The sequence below is a fragment of the Arthrobacter sp. YAF16 genome (assembly GCF_052113385.1).
In the GTDB taxonomy this organism is placed as follows: Bacteria; Actinomycetota; Actinomycetes; order Actinomycetales; family Micrococcaceae; genus Arthrobacter.
Genome location: NZ_JBFRDC010000005.1, coordinates 178,562 through 198,820, shown reverse-complemented (window position 1 = coordinate 198,820; position 20,259 = coordinate 178,562). Strand labels below are relative to the sequence as shown.

Below are 20,259 nucleotides of genomic sequence, written 5' to 3'. Positions count from 1 at the left end.
CGGCAGCCCATCCGCAGCCGGTTCAGCCAGCTGCCGGCCGGCCACGAACGACTTATCCGCGGGGGTGGAGGGCCTGCTGGACCGTGCCGAGGAGCGAACGGAACCTTGCGTCCTGAGGCAGTTCCTCGATCAGCACGACGCCTTCCGGCCCGGCCAGTGGTATCCGCCAGTTGGGGTACTCCGTGCTGGTGCCGGGCTGGTTCTGCGTGCGGGTCTCCCCCACGGCGTCGACCAGCGCCACACCGAGCAACGACGACGGCGTGAGGGCGGTGAACGCGTACAGCGCCTCCACCGTGGCCTGCTCCCCGGCCTCCGCCGCTGCCGGCAGCAGCCCGCGCTCCCGGACGAGCTCCAGCACGGCTTCCTGCTCTGCGGCGTCGGCGGCGCGTTCTTCCGCGACCGGGCGCCGCAGCAGCCCGAGCGACTCGCGGAGCGTCACGTGCGCGCCGGCCAGGTAGCCTGCGGTAGGAGGCAGGTCGTGCGTGTTGACACTGGTGAGGCACTGCTGCCGGTAGCGTTCCGGCGCCAGCGGCCCGTCGCCGTCGTGCTCGAACCACAGGATCGAGGTGCCGAGGATGCCCCGTTCGGCCAGGTAGTCCCGGACCCAGGGTTCGAAAACGCCGAGGTCCTCGCCGATCACCACTGCCCCCGCGCGTTGGGCCTCGAGGGCCAGGATGCCGATCAGCGCTTCGTGGTCGTAGTACACGTACGTGCCCCCGCCCGGCCCGGCGCCCTCCGGGATCCACCAGAGGCGGAACAGGCCCAGGACATGGTCAACCCGGATCCCGCCGGCGTGGCGCAGCACGGTCCGCAGCATGTCCCGGTAGGGGGCGTAGCCGGCCTCGGCGAGCCGCCCCGGGTGCCACGGCGGCTGGGTCCAGTTCTGGCCCTGCTGGTTGAACATGTCCGGAGGCGCGCCAACCGTCACGCCGTGCGCGAGGACGCCGGACAGGGTCCAGGCGTCGGCGCCGCCGAGCTTCACCCCGACCGCAAGATCATGCACGACGCCGATGTCCATGCCGGCCCGCCGCGCGGCGTCCTGCGCCGATTCCAGTTGCTGGTCGCAAATCCACTGCAGCCAGCGGTGGAATTCGATCCGGTCCGCGAGCGCGGTCCGTTGGGCGGCGCAGTACCCGGTGTCCGGGGAGGCAGCGGCGTCCGCCCACTCGGGCGCCGAGGGGTCGAGGCTCTCTGCCAGGGCGCACCACAGCGCGAAGTCGTCGAGCCCCTGGCCCTGGTCCCGGCAGAAGTCGCTGAACCGGCGTGAACGGGAGGGTCCCCGCCGGACGCGGAACACCCGCTCAAGCACCGCCAGCTTTGCCTCGTAGCTGGAGTTGCGGTCCAGCAGGGACGCCTCCCGGTTGGCGGCCCGCAGGCGGGTCGCGAGGCTGTCCGCCTCGGCCAGCGCACCGGGCTCCAAGTAGGCGTATTCAGGGATATCCTCCACCCGGATGTACAGCGGGTTGAAGAAGCGCCGGGTGGCCGGCAGGTACGGCGAGTCCTCCACCGGCGGCCGGGGCTCCGCGGCGTGCAGGGGGTTGACCAGGATGAACCCCGCCCCTTCCGCCCCGGCAACGGCGGCCAGATCGGCCAGGTCCGCGAAGTCGCCGATCCCCCAGGAACGCGCTGATCGCACGGAGTAGAGCTGGGCCGTGAGTCCCCAGTTGCGGCGTGCCGCCAGGGCTGCAGTGGTCCGCAGCCGCCCCGGAGTGACCACCAGCGGGCACTCCGCCGCGGTGCCGGCCGCGTCCGCCTGGATGGTGTGCCAGCCGATCGCCAGCCCCTCCGGGATGGCGAAGCTCGCGCGCCCGGTCAGGGCGCCGTCGATCTCCTGAGGCTCCTCCCAGTTCTCCAGCTGCCGGACGTCGTGCCGGGCGCCATCCTCGGCGACGACCCGGACATTGACGTCGGTCCCGTGCGGGACGTGGACATCGAAGGATGCCGCTGCTCCCTCCCGCGCCACCACGACCGGCGGCAAGAACCGGCGCCAGGGGGCCAGCTCGGCTGCCTCCAGCGAGCGCTTGATCTCCCCCGGACCGGCGGAGGCAACGCCCAGGGCGGTGAGGACCCGGCGAAGGGTGTCCGCGGCAACGGAGCGCTCCACCCCGTCCCAGCCCCAATAGGAGGTTCCCACCCCGTGGGCCGCTGCCAGTTCGCGCAGCAGCGCGTCGGCGTCGTCTGCCGTGGCGGGGTGGTGGTCAGCCGGTTCCGTGCCGTCCCTCATGGGCGCGTCAGCCGTTGTCCGGGCGCGCCGGCGGTTCGGCACCGTGGGCGGCGTGGATGTGGGCCTCCCCCACCAGCTCGTGCAGGCCGGCGACGGAGGCGGCGAGGCTGAGACCGGGCGATTCGACAATGAACGGCATCAGCAGCCGGTTTTCTTTCTCCAGGTGCAGGGCGAAGACCTGTCCGATCGTGCCGGCGGCGACGGCGGGCGTCCACTCCCTGGGCGGCGCGGAGGCGCTCCACGAGGCCGACTATCGCCTTGTGTTCGGCGAGCATCCCGGCCACCAGCAGCCGTCCCTCCGGCATAGCCCCCGGTCCGCCGTACAGCGGGCCCTCCTCGGCAAGCGCATGCGGGACAAGTTCGGTCTCGCACCATTCGACCAGCACCTCGTGGGCCTCGTGCTCCGCTCCGGTGTCGCGGGCCTTCACCGCGCGGGTCAGGGCGGCAATCAGCGCCTCGAGCCGTTTGAGCATCCCCGCATGGTGCGTCTCCACGGCTGCGAGCGCCCCGGCTTCTTCCTCGGGTTTCTTGGGAACCGGCGTGTCCATGGCGTCTCCCTGGCTGGGCGGAACTCAGGTCCTGCTGAATCTGATCCAACTGTACGGCCGGCCCGGTTCCCGCGAACAGGCCTTTCGGCCCCGCATGCCGCCCGGACCTGCCGGCAGGGCAGGGGCGTTTTGGGGCGGTTTCGACGCTTCCCGGCCGGCCACGCTAGCCTTGCACCCTATGATTGACGTCGAACGGTTCCGGATCCTCCTCAGCCAGGAGCGCGAGCGGAAGCTTGCCCTGTTGCCCGCCCTGCGCAGGGACATCACGTCGGTGAATGCCGCCCGGCAGGATTCCAACGTCGACGACGAACACGATCCGGAGGGGGCGACGATCGCTTTCGAACTCTCCCAGGCCTCCGCGCTGCTGGAACAAAGCAGGGCCGGGCTCGCACAGATTGAAGCTGCGCTGGTCCGGATCGACGCAGGTAGCTACGGCATCTGCGAGGTGTGCGGCGGCCCGATTGCCGAGGGCCGGCTTGAGGCCAGGCCGTGGACGCCCTACTGCATCCGGCACAGCGCCGGCCCGGCATAACAGCGAAGGCGTAACAGTCCCCCCATGAGCATTGAGTCAACTGCCCTCGCCACCGACGACCTGGCCGGAACGTGGTGGCACCGCATTGTGGACGGGTTCAGCCACGCGCCCGCACCGGTGGTGACCGGAACCGAACTCCTGCTGGTGGTCGCCGTCGCCGTCGCACTCTCCCTGCCGCGCGCCAGCTGGCGGTACTTTGGGCTGCTCGCCACCGTGACGCACGAGCTGGGCCATGCCTTCGCCGCACTCATGACCGGCCAGCGGCTTGGCGGCATCAGGCTGAGCCTGGACCATTCCGGCACGACCACGAGCTACAGCCGCCGGCCCTTGGCCGCCGCCTGGTCGACATTCTGGGGCTATCCGGTCCCCGCCGTCGTCGGCGCCGTGATGGTTTGGTCAGGCTTCAACGGCTGGGGGCCGGCGGCGATGTCGGTCGGCACCCTCGTGTTGCTGCTTTCCTTCCTCTTCCTGCGCAACGGCGTCGGTGTACTGATCACGGCCGCGGCGGTCCTCGCCGCAGTGCTGCTGGTCCTCTTTGTCCCCGCGGTGTTTATTGGCCACGTGATGATCGGCCTGGGGCTGGCACTGCTGGTGGCTGCCGTCCGGGACCTGGGCAAGCTGGTGGCGGTGCATTCGCGGCACCGGAACCGGCTGTCGACGTCGGACGCGTACCTGCTTGCCCGCTCCACGCCCTTGCCGGCGTTTGTCTGGATCGGGCTGTTCGGCGTCGTGGTGGCGGCGGCCTGGTGGGTGGCATGGCAGCCGATGGCGCCGGTCGTCGCCGGCCTGTTCGGCCTCGTGGCCCAGGCTGCCCGGCTGGGCTGATCTGCTGGGCTGATCTGCTGGGCTGCCCGGCTGGGCTGACCGGGGCCGGTGCGGCCGGTCAGGTGCGTCCGGCTGGCCTGCTGCGCATAGGCTGGGAGCATGAGTGAGACAACCACGAAATCGGACCAGGCCTTCAGCACGCGGGGCGCCTATGTCACCGGCGGTGCGGAGTTCAACCGGGACACCAACTACATCGAGGACCGGATCACCCGCGACGGCGCGCCCGGGGCCAACGGGGAGCCCGGCTGGCCCGTCGAACCCGGCCGTTACCGGCTGGTCGCGGCGCGCGCCTGCCCGTGGGCGAACCGGACCGTGATCGTGCGGCGCCTCCTCGGCCTCGAAGACGTGATCTCTCTCGGCCAGCCCGGCCCCACCCACGATGCACGCTCCTGGACCTTCGATCTGGATCCCGGCGGCAAGGACCCGGTCCTGGGCATTGAGCGGATCCAGGAGGCCTACTTCCGCCGTTTCCCGGACTATCCCCGCGGCATCACGGTCCCGGCGATCGTCGATGTGCCCAGCGGCGCAGTGGTCACCAACAACTTCCCGCAGATCACCCTGGACTTCTCCACCGAGTGGACGGAATTCCACCGCGACGGCGCCCCGGATCTTTACCCCGAAGCCCTCCGGGAGGAGATCGACGCCGTCAACAAGCGGGTCTTCACCGAGGTCAACAACGGCGTCTACCGCTGCGGTTTTGCCGGCTCCCAGGACGCCTACGACGCGGCCTACGACCGGCTTTGGACGGCGCTGGACTGGCTGGAAGAACGGCTCTCCGGGCAGCGGTACCTGGTGGGCGACACGATCACCGAGGCGGACGTCCGGCTGTTCACCACGCTGGCACGCTTCGACGCCGTCTACCACGGGCACTTCAAGTGCAACCGCCAGAAGCTCAGCGAAATGCCGGCGCTGTGGGCCTACGCCCGGGACCTGTTCCAGACCCCCGGCTTCGGTGACACGACCGACTTCGTGCAGATCAAGCAGCACTATTACATCGTCCACGAGGACATCAACCCCACCGGGATCGTCCCGAAGGGTCCGGAGCTGGGCAACTGGCTCTCGGAGCACGGCCGCGAGGCCCTTGGCGGCCGCCCCTTCGGCAACGGCACGCCGCCGGGTCCCGTCCGGGCCGGCGAAGAGGTTACCGCCGGACACGGCGCGGGCTAGGCACCGGCCGCGGCGGGCGGTGCACACGGCGGCGCTAGGGTGGGGCAATGGAACTTTCCACCCAGCCACACTCCGGACCGGCGGCCGGACCGCAGCTTTCCGTCGGGACCGCCGCCCCGGCGTTTGCGGCCGTCCGTGAACTCTTCGACACATTCCTGGCAGAGGATCCTGAGTACAGTGCCCAGTTAGCGGTGTACCGCGGCGGCGTCAAGGTACTGGAGCTCAGCGGCGGTCCCGGGCTGGGCCCGGGCGACATCACAGGTACCTACTCGTGTTCCAAGGGGGCGGCAGCCTTCGTCATCGCCCTGCTGGTACAGGACGGGCTGCTGGACCTGGACGCGGCCGTGGCGTCCTACTGGCCCGAGTTCGCCGCGCACGGCAAGGACCGGCTCACCGTCCGCCAGGCACTCTCGCACCAGGCGGGCCTGCCGGGCATCGCCGGCGGCTTCGCGCTCGAGGAGTTCCCCACGCCGGAAGCCGCCCGCCGTCTGGCCGCCGCCGCCCCGCTGTGGCGCCCGGGACGCACCTTCGGCTATCACGCGCTGACCATCGGCATCCTGATGGAGGAACTGTGCAGGAGGGTCGCCGGAGCCCCGTTGCAGGAACTCTTTGACGAGCGCCTCCGCCGTCCCTTCGACATCGATTTCTTCCTGGGCCTGCCCGCCGAGGAGGAGGAGCGCTTCCGCGAGGTGTTGTACACCGAGGACCCCGATGGCTGGCTGGACCCGCTCAGCCTGGCGGGACTGAACAGCAACGCGCCGGTCAGCGGCATCATGGAGTTGCCCAACCACCGCGTCATCCGCGCAGGCGGCATGAGCAGCGCCGGAGGGATAGGCTCCGCGGAAGGACTCGCCCGGCTCTACGCCGCAGCCACCACCGGAGTCGACGGCGGTCCGGGCTTCCTGGCGCCCCGGACCATCGGACTGATGGCGGAGGAGCAGGTGTGGGGCCTTGACCGTTCCTCCGGACAGGACAACGCCTTCGGCGTGGTCTTCATGAAGCCGCACCCGGGGCGGGACTTCGGCAGCCACCTCGCTTTCGGCCACGAGGGCGCCAACGCGGCCCTGGGCTTCGCCGATCCCGGCTACGGAATCGGCTTCGGCTACGTGCCCAGGCGCAGCGAGGAAGGACGCACCAACGGAAGGGCCCAACGACTCTCGGCCGCGGTGCGGAAGGCCTGCGCGTCGACCCCGCTGGCATCCCCGTAAGGGTTCGTCCAGTTGTAGCAGCAACGCCGCGGCCCTAGGGTGAGCCGGGATGGCAAATGCAAAAGAACACGACGACGGCGGCACCCACCCCTCCTGGGCCCGCAGGCTCGCGCGCACCGTGGCCGGGAGCGTCTCTGCCGCCCTGCTGTGGCCCCGGCTGCAACTGGCCACCAAGGCGGCCATCGCGGCGGGCGTCGCGTTCTTCATCGCCCCGTTCATGCCCGGATCCGCGGCTGACTACCCGTACTACGCGCCCCTGGGCGCCCTGGTCGCGATGTACGAAAACGTCTCCGGCTCCATGCGCCAGGGAGTCCAGACGCTGGTGGGCCTGGCCCTCGGCATCGGGCTCGCCTTTGCGCTGTTCAGCTTGGGAAACCCGACGCCGCTGTCGGTCGCGATCATGATGGGACTCGGCGTCATCCTCGCCGGCCTGCCGAAGATCGGTTCCGGCAGCGACTGGATCCCGACGGCGGCGCTGCTGGTGCTGCTGGTCGGCGGCCACAACCCGGACAAGTTCTCGTTCGGCTATCTCTTCCAAATGGGCGTCGGCGTCAGCGTCGGCATCGTGGTGAACCTGCTCGTCTTCCCGCCGCTGCACTTCAAAGCCGCCGCCCTCAGCCTGGCCGAGCTGCGGCTGGCCCTGGCCCAACAGCTCTGGGATATGGGCAAGGCGCTCCGCGAGAACTGGCCGCCGGAACACGAGGACTGGTCCCGCCGCTCAGAGGCGCTCGCGGGGCGCGCCCGCTCCGTGCGCGTTGCCGTGCAGAAAGCCGACGCAAGCCGGCAAGCCAATCCCCGCCGCCGGCTGCACCCGCGGGACGTCGAGGAGGACTACCGCAACCTGCGTGACCTGGAGCGGCTGACCTTCCATATCCAGGACGTGACCCAGGTACTCTCGGATGTCATCTGGGCCAAGGACACCCCCTTCGTGATTCCGGACGGGTATGCCGAGCCGCTCGCCGAAGCCATGACCATGGCGGGCGACGTGCTCCGGGCTGCGGAGGAGGAGGAACCGCAGCGGCAGGCCGAACTCGTCGAGGAGGCTGACGCGGCGGTCAAGGCCTTCACCGCGCGAGTCGCCGCCGACGACCAGTCCGCCGGCGCCCCGAGCGCCGTCGAGTCAATCCTGCTGAGCCTGCACCGGATGCTGCGGGTAGTGAAGTCGGGTAACGCTGATTTCGCGAAGTCCAGCGACGGACACCGGGAACCGGACGCCTCCTCCGCCGGCACCAGCTAGCCGAACGGCACAGCCGCGCTCCCCGCCAGAACGACGACGGCGGCCGCCCCCGAAATAGTCGGAGACGGCCGCCGTCGTTGTTCGGTGGCGCGCTATTTCAGCGACGCCACCGACCCGCTGAAGTGCTTGCGTCCCGAATGCGGGCTCCAGGCGACGTAGTCGGAGCGCAACCACGCGCCGTCGTCGCCCTGCACCGTGCTGATGTCCAGCGCGACCCGGGCCGGCAGGAACACCGGCGCCTCGAACGCCACGTCCCAGCTGAAGGCGTCGCCCTTGGCCGCGCCGACGTCGGCCAGCGCCCTGGAGGCAAGGTACATGCCGTGGGCGATGGAACGCCGCATGCCGAGGGCCTTGGCGCTGAGCACGCTGAGGTGGATCGGGTTGAAGTCACCGGAAACGGAGGCGTACGCCCGCCCGGTGTCCACGCCGAGCTGCCAGAGCGCCGTCGGGTTCGGGGCCCTGAAGCCATCGGGCGCGGCGGCCGCGGACGGCTTGTCGATGCCCGGGAGGAACACGCCCTTCGCGAGGTAGGTGGACACGCCGCGCCAACGGACGAAGTCCTCTCCGGCCCCGCGCACTTCAGCCACAAGGTCCAGCTGGGTGCCGGCCCGGTGGCCGCGCAGGTTTTCCGCCCAGGCCCGGATGTCCAGGGCTTCGGAGAACAGCACCGGACCGCTCTGGACCACCTTGTTGGTGAGGTGGATCATCCCCAACAACGGCAACGGAAAGTCGTCCCGGTTCATCACGGACATGGACAGCGGGAACGCCAGGGCATGGATGAACCCGGCCGGCAGCACGTCGCTGGCGGTCTCCCCGATCAGGTGCTGGTAGGCCGTCAGGTTGGCGACCCCGGCCGTCACGCCGCGCACCTCATGGCTGCAGCCGGGCAGTTCCGTGCCCGCGTGCGTTCCCAGCACCCGCCGGCGCGCAGCGGTGGCGGCAGCGTTGACGTACAGCTTGGACAGCGACGGCATCTCGCCCAGGAGGACGGGCTGAGTACCACTCATGCGCCCACCAGGTTCTGCCCGCAGACACGCAGCACTTCGCCGGAAATGCCGCCTGCGGCGTCGCTGGCGAGGAAGGCGATCGCCTCCGCCACGTCCCCTGGCTGGCCGCCCTGCTGCAGCGAATTGAGCCGGCGGGCCACCTCGCGGGTGGCGAACGGGATCCGGGCCGTCATTTCGGTTTCGATGAAACCGGGAGCGACGGCGTTGATGGAGCCGCCGTGTGCTGCGAGCAGCGGCGCCGTGGCACGGACCATGCCCATCACGCCGCCCTTGGACGCTGCGTAGTTGGTCTGACCGCGGTTGCCGGCGATGCCGCTGGTGGAGGCGACGGAGACGATCCGCGGCGAGTTCCGGAAGTGCTCGGAGGCCAGCAGCGCCTCGTTGATCCTCAGCTGCGCGGCGATGTTCACGGCAATCACCGAGCTCCAGCGGCCCTGATCCATGTTGGCGAGCAGCTTGTCCCGGGTGATGCCGGCGTTGTGGATCAGGATGTCCAGGCCGCCGTGGCGCTCCACGGCGTGGTCGATGATGCGCTGCCCCGCGTCTTCCCGGCTGATGTCAAGCTGCAGGGCGGTACCGTGCACCTCGTTGGCGACCCTCGCCAGGTGGTCCCCAGCGGCCGGGATGTCGACGACGACGACCGTGGCGCCGTCGCGGTACAGCGTGCGGGCGATGGCCGCGCCGATCCCGCGGGCGGCTCCGGTCACGACCGCGACCTTCCCTGCCAGCGGCTTCTCGGCGTCGGCAGGCAACTGGCCGGCCTCGGAGGAGACCGTCAGGAACTGGCCGTCCACGAAAGCGGAGCGGCCGGAGAGGAAGAACCGGAGGGCCCCGAGGGCGCTGGGGCTCGTGATCCGTGCGCCGTCGGCGAGCAGGATGCCGTTGCCGGTGGCGCCGGCGCGCAGTTCCTTCGCGAGCGAGCGCAGCAGGCCGTCCACGCCCTGCCGGGCCGCCGCCGTGGCCGGGTCCGTGGTCCCGGCGGCGGCGCGGGAAACGGTCACCACGCGCGCGTTCGCGGCGAGGTCCCGGAGCGAGGCCGCGGCGCTGAGCACGGGCTTTTCAAGGTCCTCGGGCCGCGCGGCCTCGTCCAGCACCAGGATGATCGCGCCGAGTTTTTCGCGCGGCACGGCGTGGCGGCGGACGTCCAGGTTCCAGGACAACAGCGTAGCGGCGAGTTCATCCGCCCCGCTGCCGGCTCCCTGGACCAGGACGGGTCCCTGCACCAGCGGCTGGCCCGGCCGGTGGCGGCGGAGCACCACGGGCTGCGGCAGCCCGAGCTTCTTGGCAATGTCCTTGCCCAGGCCCCGGCTCACGAATTGGGTGTATTTGTCAGTCATCCGGTCCCCCTAGTGTGCTTCGAGAATAGCGACGACGCCCTGGCCGCCGGCGGCGCAGATGGAGATGAGCCCGCGCGCCGGGCGGCCGCCGACCTGTCCCTTGTCATGCAGCATCTTCGCCAGCGAGGCGACGATGCGGCCGCCGGTCGCGGCGAACGGGTGCCCGGCGGCGAGCGAGGAACCGTTGACGTTGAGCTTGGCGCGGTCGACGCTGCCCAGGGCGCCGTCGAGGCCGAGCCGGGTGCGGCAGAATTCCTCGTCCTCCCATGCGGCGAGGGTGCTCAGCACAGTGCCGGCGAAGGCCTCGTGGATTTCGAAGAAGTCGATGTCCTCGAAGCCCAGGCCTTGGCGGGCCAGCAGCCGCGGGACAGCGAACGCGGGAGCCATCAGCAGGCCGTCCTTGCCGTGGACGAAGTCGACGGCGGCCGCCTCGCCGTCGAGTACCGTGGCCAGCTTGGGCAGGTCGTGCGCGTCGGCCCATTCCTCCGAGGCGAGCAGCACGGTGGAGGCGCCGTCGGTGAGCGGGGTGGAGTTGCCGGCTGTCATCGTTGCTTCGGCTCCCAGGTTCTTGCCGAAGACCGGCTTGAGGCCCGCGAGCTTTTCGAGCGTGGTGTCGGGCCGCAGGTTGGAGTCCTTGCTGAGCCCGCGGTACGGGGTCAGGAGTTCCTCGAAGAAGCCGGCGTCGTAAGCGGCGGCCAGGTTGCGGTGGCTGTTGTAGGCCAGCTCGTCCTGGGCTTCGCGGGTGATCTTCCACTGCGCCGTGGTGAGCGCCTGGTGCTCGCCCATGGACAGCCCGGTCCGGGGCTCCCCGGTGTTCGGGGCATCCGGGGTCAGGTCCTTCGGCCGGAGCCGGCTCAGCACCTGCAGCCGCTGCGGCAGGGTCTTGGCGCGGTTCAGGTCGAGCAGGATTTCACGCAGGCCCTCGCTCACGGCGATGGGCGCGTCAGAGGCGGAGTCGACGCCGCCGGCGATGGCGGAGTCGATCTGGCCCAGCTTGATCTTATTGGCGAGACCCAGGACGGTTTCGAGGCCGGTGGCGCAGGCCTGCTGCAGGTCGTACGCGGGGGTTTCGGCGGAGAGCGCGGAACCGAGTACCGCTTCGCGGGTGAGGTTGAAGTCGCGGGAGTGCTTGAGCACGGCGCCGGCGGCAACCTCGCCGATCCGCTCGTCCTGCAGGCCGAAACGTGCGATCAGTCCGTCCAGCGCGGCGGTCAGCATGTCCTGGTTGGAGGACTTGGTGTAGGCGCCGCCGGTGCGGGCGAACGGGATGCGGTTGCCGCCGACCACAACGGCTTTGCGGAGTTGCGGCGCTGCGGCTGATCCTGCGCCCGGCGTGGTGTCCTTCGGTCCGGTCGCGGATGTTCCGTTTTCAGGCATGTGCTCTCTCCTTTGATCAAAGCGGATTACTGATACCCAGCGTACCTGATACGCTGGGTATCGTGAACATCCTGCAGGCGGAACCCCCCGGACCGGTCAGTGCCGGCATCAGTGCTGCGCGCAGCAACCCCGGCGACGCCTCGGGGAGCCCAGTCGATGGCCGGGCCTCCCGCTGGCAATCCCACCGAGAGGAACGGCGACGGGAGCTGATCAAGTCCGCACGGAAGGCGGTCCACGCCCTGGGCAGCGAAGCCTCGATGGAGGACATCGCTGCAGCGGCCGGAACGTCCAAATCCGTCTTTTACCGCTACTTCGGAGACAAGGCCGGCCTCCAGCAGGCCGTGGGCGAAGTGGTCCTGAGCCAGATGCAGCGGCGCATCCAGGAGGCCGCGCAGAGCGCCCAGACCCCGCGCGAAGGGCTCTACGCCATGGTGTCCGCCTACCTGCAGATGGCCGAGACCAGCCCGAACGTCTACACCTTCGTCACCCGCTACGCGCCCGGCGAGGCGGAGAGCCACAACGGTTCGATCGCCGCGGCCGTGGCGCTAGGCCATTTCTTCGCGTCGATCAGCGAGATGATCGCGTTGCCCATGCGGAGCCAACTGCGTGCTGTCGCCGGTAAGGAAGCCGTGATCGGCTACTGGCCCAACGCCGCGATCGGGCTGGTCCGGAACGCCGGGGAGCAGTGGCTCGCCAGCCCGGACTCCCCCGCCAAACCCGGCCAGGAAGCGATGGCCCGCCAGATCACCGACTGGCTCTGCTTCGGCATCGCACCCGAACTCCAAGATCCGCCGGCCCCGTAGCCGCGTACCAGCTCCAACACGACCAACTGCCAGAGCACCAAAGACCAGAACCACCAACGACCAGAACCGCAATGTCAGTGCCAACGAAGGAATCGACATGACTGAACTAGCCGACCGCCCCGCGGGCCACCCCACCTCCCCGGCCCCCGCGCCCCGGACCTCGCCCGCCGCAGCTTCCGCTGCCGGTGCCCCCGCCGTCGACGTCGCCGCCCTCGGCGAACAGCTGCTGGGCAAGTGGGCCGCGGTCCGCCGGCAGGCCCGGGACCTGGCCGGCCGCCCGGAACTGCACAAGACCGAGGGGCTCACCCACACCGAACACCGCCAGCGGGTCTTCGGCCAGCTCAAGATCCTGGTGGAGAACGGCGCCGTGCACCGGGCCTTCCCTGCGGAGGTAGGCGGTGCGGACGAACACGGCGGCAATGTCGCCGGCTTCCAGGAACTCGTCATTGCCGACCCCTCGCTGCAGATCAAGGCCGGCGTGCAGTGGGGCCTCTTCGGCTCCGCGGTGAACCACCTCGGCACCGAGGAACACCACCAGAAGTGGCTGCCGGGCATCATGAGCCTGGACATCCCCGGCTGCTTCGCCATGACCGAGACCGGCCACGGCTCGGACGTCGCCAGTATCGCCACCACCGCCACCTACGACGCCGCCACCGGCGAGTTCGTGGTGCACACGCCCTTCCGCGCGGCCTGGAAGGACTACATCGGCAACGCCGCCATCGACGGCCTGGCCGCCGTCGTCTTCGCGCAGCTGATCACCAACGGCGTCAACCACGGCGTGCACGCGTTCTACATGGACCTACGTGACCCGGAGACCAAGGAGTTCCTGCCCGGCATCGGCGGCGAGGACGACGGCGTCAAGGGCGGCCTGAACGGCATCGACAACGGCCGGCTGCACTTCACCCAGGTCAGGATCCCCCGGACGAACCTGCTCAACCGCTACGGGAACGTCGACGCCGACGGCACCTACACCTCGCCGATCGCCAGCCCGGGCCGCCGCTTCTTCACGATGCTCGGCACCCTGGTCCAGGGCCGCGTGTCCCTCGACGGCGCCGCCGTGACCGCGTCCAAGCTGGCCCTCAAGACCGCCATCCAGTACGCCTCCGAACGGCGCCAGTTCAACGCCTCCTCCGCCACAGACGAGGAGGTCCTGCTGGACTACCAGCGGCACCAGCGACGGCTGTTCACCCGGCTCGCCACCACCTATGCCGCCAGCTTCGCCAGCGAACAGCTGCTGCAGAAGTTCGACGACGTGTTCTCCGGCCGGAACGACACCGACGAGGACCGCCAGGACCTCGAGACCCTGGCCGCCGCGCTCAAGCCGCTCAGCACCTGGCACGCCCTCGACACCCTGCAGGAGTGCCGCGAAGCCTGCGGCGGCGCCGGCTTCCTGATCGAGAACCGGTTCGCTTCGCTGCGCGCCGACCTCGATGTCTACGCCACCTTCGAGGGCGACAACACCGTGCTGCTGCAGCTGGTCGCGAAGCGCCTGCTGGCGGACTACGCCAAGGAATTCCGCAACGTGGACTTCGGCGTGCTGGCGCGCTACGTCGTCGGGCAGGCCACCGGCGCCGCCATCCACCGGACCGGCCTGCGCGGCGTCGCCCAGTTCATGGCGGACTCCGGCTCGGTGCAGAAGGCCGCCAGTGCGATCAAGGACGAGGCAGGCCAGCGGGCCCTGTTGACCGAGCGCGTCCAGGCCATGGTGGCCGAGGTTGGATCGGCGCTCAAGGGCGCGAACAAGCTGCCGCAGCAGCAGGCCGCCGCGCTGTTCAACAGCCACCAGAACGAGCTCATCGAGGCGGCCCAGGCGCACGCCGAACTGCTGCAGTGGGAGGCCTTCACCGAGGCGCTGGGCAAGGTCGCCGACCCCGGCACGAAGGCGGTCCTGACCTGGCTGCGCGACCTCTTCGGACTGTCCCTGATCGAGAAGAACCTGTCCTGGTATCTGATGAACGGCCGTCTCTCGATGCAGCGCGCCCGCACCGTGGGCGAGTACATCAACCGGCTGCTCGTGAAGATCCGCCCGCATGCCCTGGACCTGGTGGACGCTTTCGGTTTCGGCCCGGAGCACCTCCGCGCAGCTATCGCCACCGGGGCGGAGAAGACCCGCCAGGACGAGGCCCGGGAGTTCTTCCGCCAGCAGCGTGCCAGCGGCCACGCCCCGGTTGACGAGAAGATCCTGCTGGCCCGCACGGCGCGCGAGGCGAAGGCCAAATCCGGGAAGGCCGCTTCCGGCAAGGCGCGGCGCGGCTAGGCAACAGCGCCGCTAAGAAAGCAACCGAGCTTAAAAAAGGCACGGCACGACGACGGCGCCGCCCCCTTATCCGGGGGGCGCCGTCGTCGTGCTGCGTCGCTACTGCGGAAGAACCGAGCGGTAGACCTCAAGGGTGGTTTCGGTGATGGATTCCCAGGAGAAGTGCTCCTCGGCCCGGCGGCGGCCGGCCTGGCCCATCGCGCGGGCGCGCGCCGGGTCGGAGACCACCTCGGTCAGGGCCGCGGCAAACTCCGTAACGAACTTCTCCGGATCGAGCGGGGTGCCGGTGCCGTCGGTGACCTGCTCAAGCTGCACCAAGAGTCCCGTCTCGCCGTGCTGCACAACTTCCGGGATGCCGCCCGTGGCGCTGGCCACCACCGCGGCGCCGCAGGCCATCGCCTCCAGGTTCACGATCCCGAGCGGTTCGTAGATGGACGGGCAGGCGAACGCGGTGGCGTGGCTGAGGACCTGGATCAGCTCGCGGCGCGGAAGCATCCGCTCCACGAGGATCACGCCGCTGCGCTGGCCCTGCAGTTCCTCGATCAGGCGGGCAGTCTCCGCGGCGAGTTCCGGCGTGTCCGCGGCGCCGAGGCACAGCACCAGCTGGACGTCGGCGGGAAGCTTCGCAGCGGCCCGGAGCAGGTACGGGACGCCCTTCTGGCGGGTGTTGCGCCCCACGAAGACGACGCTCGGCCGCTCCGGGTCGATGCCCAGGGCGCGGACCACGTCCTCGTCTTCGTCGCGGTTCCAGAGGCTGACGTCGATGCCGTTGTGGACCACTCGGACCTTCGCCGGGTCCACCTCCGGGTAGCTGCGCAGAATGTCCTGACGCATCCCTTCGGACACGGCGATGATCGCCGCGGCGGACTCGTAGGCGGTCTTCTCCACCCAGGATGACAGGGCATAGCCGCCGCCGAGCTGTTCGGCTTTCCAGGGCCGCAGCGGTTCCAGGCTGTGGGCGCTGAGCACGTGCGGGATGCCGTGCAGCAGCGAGGCGATGTGCCCGGCCATGTTGGCGTACCAGGTGTGCGAATGCACGAGGTCCGCGCCGGCGATGTCCGGGACGATCCTCAGGTCCACGCCGAGGGTCTGCACCGCGGCGTTGGCGCCGGCCAGGTCCTCCGGCACGGCATAGGACGTTACGGTGGCCCCGTGGTAGTCCGGAGTGCGCGGGGCACCGAAGGCCCGCACCTGCAGATCCACCCTCTGGGCCAGCACACGGCTGAGTTCGGCCACGTGGACGCCGGCGCCCCCATAGATTTCGGGCGGGAATTCCTTGGTCACAATGTCTATTCGCACAAACCCCAAGGTAGTCCTTCCGGCTGATCTGTTCTAGTGTGAAGAGGTCCGGGCACACCGGACGGTTTTTGGGGAGCAACGAAGGCGTTCAGGAGCGATCACATGCCGCAGCAAAAGAAAGTCTTGGCCATTGTCCTCGCAGGTGGCGAGGGAAATAGGCTGATGCCGTTGACGGCCGACCGGGCCAAGCCGGCCGTTCCCTTCGCCGGAAGTTACCGGCTCATTGATTTCGCCCTTTCCAACCTGGTGAATTCCCGGTATTTGCAGATTGTCGTCCTGACGCAATACAAATCCCACAGCCTTGACCGGCATATTTCCGAAACGTGGCGCATGTCCACCCAGCTCGGCAACTACATCGCCTCCGTACCCGCCCAGCAGCGCGTCGGCAAGAGCTGGTTCCTGGGCAGCGCCAACGCCATCTACCAGTCCCTCAACCTGATCCACGACGCCAACCCCGACATCGTCGTCGTGGTCGGCGCGGACCACGTGTACCGCATGGATTTCGCGCAGATGGTCGAGCAGCACGTTGCCAGCGGCGCGAAGGCGACGGTGGCGGCCGTCCGGCAGCCGCTGCACATGGCCGACCAGTTCGGCGTGATCGAGGTTGACCAGGAGAACCCGGAGAAGATCGCGGCCTTCGTGGAGAAGCCGTCCTCCACGCCCGGGCTCGCCGCGGACCCCACGCAGTTCCTGGCATCCATGGGCAACTACGTTTTCAACGCCGACGCCCTCGTCGAGGCGCTGCACGTCGACGCCGAGCGGCTCGACACCAAGCACGACATGGGCGGGGACATCATTCCCTACTTCGTCGACCAGGGCGAGGCGGGGGTGTACGACTTCACCCTCAACGACATCCCCGGCTCCACCGAGCGTGACCGCACCTACTGGCGCGACGTCGGCACCATCGATTCGTTCTACGACGCCCACATGGACCTGATCTCCCCCGTGCCGGTGTTCAACTTGTACAACTCGGAATGGCCGATTTACACGCGCCAGAGCATCTCGCCGCCGGCCAAGTTCGTCCGCGGCGAGGGCGGCACCGTGGGCACGGCGTTGGACTCGATCGTGGCCAGCGGCGTCGTTATCTCCGGCGGCATCGTGGAAGGCTCGGTGCTCTCCAACGACGTCTACGTCGGCACGGCCAGCCGGGTCCTTGACTCGGTGCTGATGGACAAGGTCCAGGTCGGGGCGGGCGCAGTGGTCAAGCGTGCCATCGTCGATAAGAACGTCCGGATCCCGGCCGGTGCCGCGATCGGCCTGGATCCCGAACTGGACCGGGCGCGCGGGTTCAAGGTCACCGACTCCGGCATCACGGTCCTGTCCAAGGGCCAGGAAGTTCCCGAGCCCGGCGACGCCGAACGTTCCCTCTCCGCGGCCAACCTGTACCTCGTGCCGGATGCCGTGAAGACCGCCACCGAGAACTGGCCGGCCGGCCGCGAGTCCGTGGAAAAGGTCGGCGAGGTGCACGCCGCCGCCGTCGGCGTCGAGCCTCCCGGGAAGTCCTCCACCAAGGCGTACTAAGCCGCGGGCCTGAGCCGGGCCGCCGGTTGGCGGCCCGGGTTCCGGGCCGGCAATCTGCGGCGTCGGGTCGGGGCCGTTGCAGGCTGTAAAATTAGCCCAATGAGCTCTCCCGATCTGCCCCCCGTGCCGGCCAGCGATTCACCGGCCCCGGCTGAGTTGACCCCCGCGGAAATCGCCGCCTGCCTCAAGGTGCTGAACAGCATCCACGTTTACGACGAGGAACACCCGGACTACGTTTCGATCCGCCGCGCGACCGGGAAGATGTTCAAAGCGGTCAAGCGGCACCGCCGGAGCACGAAGCGGGACCTCATCGCCGAGGCGGACCGTGCCGTCATCGCCCAGACCGCGACCGCCGCACCGGACCGGATCGATGACGAGACCCGCGGCAACAAGCTGGCGACCTCGGCCACCGGCGAGGTTGCGGGCCACCTGATCAGGTCCCGGCCCTGCTACATCTGCAAGCAGCACTACACGCAGGTGGATGCGTTCTACCACCAGCTGTGTCCCGAGTGCGCCCTCTTCAACCACAGCAAGCGCGATGCCCGGACGGACCTGAGCGGCCGGCGTGCGCTGCTGACCGGAGGACGGGCCAAGATCGGCATGTACATTGCCCTCCGGCTGCTCCGCGACGGCGCCCACACCACCATCACCACGCGCTTCCCGAAGGACGCCGCCCGGCGCTTCGCCGCTATGGAGGACAGCGCCGACTGGCTGCACCGGTTGCGGATCGTCGGCATCGACCTGCGTGATCCCTCGCAGGTGATGGCCCTGACGGACTCCCTCGACGCCGCGGGCCCGCTGGACATCATCATCAACAACGCCGCCCAGACGGTCCGGCGCTCGGGCAACGCATACAAGCCGCTGGTCGACGCCGAGGACGAAGCCCTGCCCGCGGAGCTGCAGGCAGCCAACGGCGGCCCCGAGCTGGTCACCTTCGGCCACGCCCACGACAAGCACCCGCTGGCCCTGGCCAGCTCGGTCCTGGACCATCCCGTGCTGGCCGGCGACGCCATCACCTCGCTGGCGCTGTCCACCGGCTCCGCCTCGCTCGAGCGGATCGCCTCCGGCACCGCGATCGACGCCGGCGGCCTGGTTCCGGACCTCGCCAGCATCAACAGCTGGACCCAGGTGGTGGACGAGGTGGATCCGCTGGAGATGCTTGAAGTGCAGCTCTGCAACGTCACCGCGCCGTTCCTGCTGGTAAGCCGGCTGCGCGGGGCGATGAGGCGCTCCACCGCACGGCGCAAGTACATCGTGAACGTCAGCGCCATGGAGGGCCAGTTCTCCCGCGCCTACAAGGGACCCGGACACCCGCACACCAACATGGCCAAGGCCGCGTTGAACATGATGACGCGGACCAGCGCCAAGGAAATGCTCGATTCCGACGGCATCCTGATGACCGCCGTCGATACCGGCTGGATCACCGACGAGCGGCCGCACTACACGAAGGTCCGGCTGATGGAGGAAGGCTTCCATGCGCCGCTGGACCTCGTCGACGGCGCCGCGCGGGTCTACGACCCGATCGTCATGGGCGAGTCCGGCGAGGACCAGTACGGCGTTTTCCTGAAGGACTACAAGCCCAGCCCCTGGTAGGACCGGGGCCGCCGGGTCCGGTGTGCCGTGGACAAGCGGGCCGTAGTCAAGCGGGCCGTCCGTCCCGGCGCCACGGGCCTTATGGCCCTGATGGGCTGCCCGGCCTGTCCGTAACGTGGAGCTGTGAATACGACGACGCCTCCGCCCAATTTCCAGCTGTCCATCGACCAGTGCTGGGTGCTGCTCGACAGCGAAGTTGTCGGGCGGATTGCCCTGATCGTCGACGGCCACCCGGAGGTATTTCCGGTGAACTTCGTCCTGCAGCGCCGCTCGATCGTGTTCCGCACGGCCGGTGGCACCAAGCTGTGGGGCGCCATCACGGCCAAACCGGTTGCCTTTGAGATCGACGGCTACGACTCGCACGAGCAGACAGCCTGGAGCGTCGTCGCCCGCGGCGAAGCCGAACTGATCGAAGACCAAGCGGACAAGGACGCGGTGGACGACTTGCTCCTGGAGCCCTGGCAGCCCGGTGAAAAGAACTACTACGTGCGGCTGGCGCCCAAGGCCCTCACCGGACGCCGCTTCAAGGTCAACAACCCGGATGTCTGGCACACCCGGCTGGCGGACCCGCGGCGGGCCTCTTTCGAATAGACCCGGACGGACGCGGCCGCCCCGGGCCCCCTGTCAGCCCCGGCTAACGCTTTTCCGGTGTGTGCACCACCAGTACGGGGCAGTGCGCGTGCGCCACGAGGGCGGAGCTCACCGAGCCGAGCAGCAGGCCGCCGAAGCCGCCGTGCCCGCGCCGGCCCAGCACCAGCAGGTCCGCGGCGCGGCTCTCATCGAGGAGCACTTTGCGCGGGTGCCCCTGCACCAGCCGCGTTTCCACATTGGCGGGGGTGGCTTCGCCGAAGGCCTTCACCACGGTCTCCTGCAGGATTTCACCCGCCCGCACGTCGAAATCGTTGATTCCCATGGCGACGTAACCGTCGTAGACCGGCGGAACGTCCCAGCAGGCCAGTGCCACGATGTTGGCCGACAGCGGGACCGCCAGCCGTTGCGCCTGCCGCAGGGCCTCCACCGAAGCGTCCGATCCGTCGACTCCGACCACGATGGTCCGGATGCCCGTAGCCTCGCTCATGACTGGTCCCTTCGTGGTGCCCCCATGGCACGTAGCTCCAAGGATTCCGGCGTCCGGGTCCGCAGGCTAGGGCCGAAAGTCACGGCGGCGGGCCCAGCCGGCCCGGCGTCGTGGGCCGAACGGCCCTTGTCCGGGGCAACGCACCGGCCGCAGACTTTCAGTGCGCGGCGAAGAAATATTCCCGCTTCGCGACCATTGGGGGCGTCCAAAGCCCACAATGGAAGGTACGACTTCACCGCAATTAAG

General features: G+C 69.4%; 17 protein-coding genes. 10 read left to right on the top strand and 7 right to left on the bottom strand.

Annotation, left to right across the window (positions count from 1 at the left end; all coding sequences use genetic code 11):
* Window positions 1–52 precede the first annotated feature (52 nt).
* Entirely contained in the window at window positions 53–2,224 is a 2,172-nt protein-coding gene (gene malQ / locus AB4Y91_RS12260; RefSeq protein WP_441418740.1) for a 4-alpha-glucanotransferase, read from the bottom strand.
* A gap of 7 nt (window positions 2,225–2,231) precedes the next feature.
* Window positions 2,232–2,363 carry a hypothetical protein gene (locus tag AB4Y91_RS12255; protein WP_441418739.1) on the bottom strand — a complete coding sequence of 44 codons (132 nt, stop codon included), beginning with the start codon at window positions 2,361–2,363 and terminating at the stop codon, window positions 2,232–2,234.
* A 587-nt stretch (window positions 2,364–2,950) separates the two neighbouring features.
* Here AB4Y91_RS12255 and AB4Y91_RS12250 point away from each other — a divergent pair.
* The 5 genes from AB4Y91_RS12250 (at window position 2,951) to AB4Y91_RS12230 (ending at window position 7,741) form a co-directional block, all read left to right on the top strand.
* Window positions 2,951–3,304, top strand: coding sequence for a TraR/DksA family transcriptional regulator (locus tag AB4Y91_RS12250; RefSeq protein WP_441418738.1), 354 nt, complete (start codon window positions 2,951–2,953; stop codon window positions 3,302–3,304).
* Window positions 3,305–3,328: 24 nt separating this feature from the next.
* Window positions 3,329–4,129 (top strand): M50 family metallopeptidase, encoded by an 801-nt coding sequence (locus tag AB4Y91_RS12245; RefSeq protein ID WP_441418737.1) that lies wholly within the window; start codon window positions 3,329–3,331, stop codon window positions 4,127–4,129.
* Window positions 4,130–4,228: 99 nt separating this feature from the next.
* Window positions 4,229–5,296 (top strand): glutathione S-transferase family protein, encoded by a 1,068-nt coding sequence (locus AB4Y91_RS12240; RefSeq protein WP_441418736.1) that lies wholly within the window; start codon window positions 4,229–4,231, stop codon window positions 5,294–5,296.
* A gap of 47 nt (window positions 5,297–5,343) precedes the next feature.
* On the top strand, window positions 5,344–6,504 hold the full coding sequence (locus AB4Y91_RS12235; RefSeq protein WP_441418735.1) for a serine hydrolase domain-containing protein: 1,161 nt from the start codon (window positions 5,344–5,346) through the stop codon (window positions 6,502–6,504).
* Window positions 6,505–6,553: 49 nt separating this feature from the next.
* A complete protein-coding gene (locus AB4Y91_RS12230) occupies window positions 6,554–7,741 on the top strand; it encodes an FUSC family protein (protein WP_441418734.1) in 1,188 nt (395 codons plus the stop codon).
* A gap of 92 nt (window positions 7,742–7,833) precedes the next feature.
* Here the strand turns inward: AB4Y91_RS12230 and AB4Y91_RS12225 are convergent, their stop codons facing one another.
* The 3 genes from AB4Y91_RS12225 to AB4Y91_RS12215 are packed head-to-tail and all read right to left on the bottom strand — an operon-like array spanning window position 7,834 to window position 11,462.
* Window positions 7,834–8,748 carry a MaoC family dehydratase gene (locus AB4Y91_RS12225; RefSeq protein WP_441418733.1) on the bottom strand — a complete coding sequence of 305 codons (915 nt, stop codon included), beginning with the start codon at window positions 8,746–8,748 and terminating at the stop codon, window positions 7,834–7,836.
* Window positions 8,745–10,085, bottom strand: coding sequence for a 3-oxoacyl-ACP reductase (locus tag AB4Y91_RS12220; RefSeq protein ID WP_441418732.1), 1,341 nt, complete (start codon window positions 10,083–10,085; stop codon window positions 8,745–8,747). The genes AB4Y91_RS12225 and AB4Y91_RS12220 overlap by 4 nt, the downstream gene beginning before the upstream one ends.
* Window positions 10,086–10,094: 9 nt before the next feature.
* The gene (locus AB4Y91_RS12215; protein WP_441418731.1) at window positions 10,095–11,462 is read right to left on the bottom strand and encodes an acetyl-CoA C-acetyltransferase; all 1,368 of its coding nucleotides are present in this window, start codon (window positions 11,460–11,462) and stop codon (window positions 10,095–10,097) included.
* Between the two features lie 62 nt (window positions 11,463–11,524).
* Here AB4Y91_RS12215 and AB4Y91_RS12210 point away from each other — a divergent pair, with 62 nt between their 5' ends.
* Window positions 11,525–12,265, top strand: coding sequence for a TetR/AcrR family transcriptional regulator (locus AB4Y91_RS12210; protein ID WP_441418730.1), 741 nt, complete (start codon window positions 11,525–11,527; stop codon window positions 12,263–12,265).
* 97 nt (window positions 12,266–12,362) lie between these two features.
* Complete coding sequence (locus AB4Y91_RS12205; RefSeq protein ID WP_441418729.1) at window positions 12,363–14,522, top strand: acyl-CoA dehydrogenase family protein; 2,160 nt, start codon at window positions 12,363–12,365, stop codon at window positions 14,520–14,522.
* Window positions 14,523–14,621: 99 nt separating this feature from the next.
* Here AB4Y91_RS12205 and glgA read toward each other — a convergent pair whose 3' ends face one another.
* Window positions 14,622–15,821, bottom strand: coding sequence for a glycogen synthase (gene glgA / locus AB4Y91_RS12200; RefSeq protein ID WP_349627356.1), 1,200 nt, complete (start codon window positions 15,819–15,821; stop codon window positions 14,622–14,624).
* Window positions 15,822–15,923: 102 nt separating this feature from the next.
* On the opposite strand from glgA, the gene glgC reads away from it, so the two are divergent.
* The 3 genes from glgC (at window position 15,924) to AB4Y91_RS12185 (ending at window position 19,526) form a co-directional block, all read left to right on the top strand.
* On the top strand, window positions 15,924–17,342 hold the full coding sequence (glgC, locus tag AB4Y91_RS12195; protein ID WP_441418728.1) for a glucose-1-phosphate adenylyltransferase: 1,419 nt from the start codon (window positions 15,924–15,926) through the stop codon (window positions 17,340–17,342).
* 99 nt (window positions 17,343–17,441) lie between these two features.
* Complete coding sequence (locus AB4Y91_RS12190) at window positions 17,442–18,935, top strand: SDR family NAD(P)-dependent oxidoreductase (RefSeq protein WP_441418727.1); 1,494 nt, start codon at window positions 17,442–17,444, stop codon at window positions 18,933–18,935.
* A 123-nt stretch (window positions 18,936–19,058) separates the two neighbouring features.
* A complete protein-coding gene (locus AB4Y91_RS12185) occupies window positions 19,059–19,526 on the top strand; it encodes a pyridoxamine 5'-phosphate oxidase family protein (protein ID WP_441418726.1) in 468 nt (155 codons plus the stop codon).
* 43 nt (window positions 19,527–19,569) lie between these two features.
* Here AB4Y91_RS12185 and AB4Y91_RS12180 read toward each other — a convergent pair whose 3' ends face one another.
* A complete protein-coding gene (locus AB4Y91_RS12180; protein ID WP_441418725.1) occupies window positions 19,570–20,013 on the bottom strand; it encodes a universal stress protein in 444 nt (147 codons plus the stop codon).
* Window positions 20,014–20,259 lie beyond the last annotated feature (246 nt).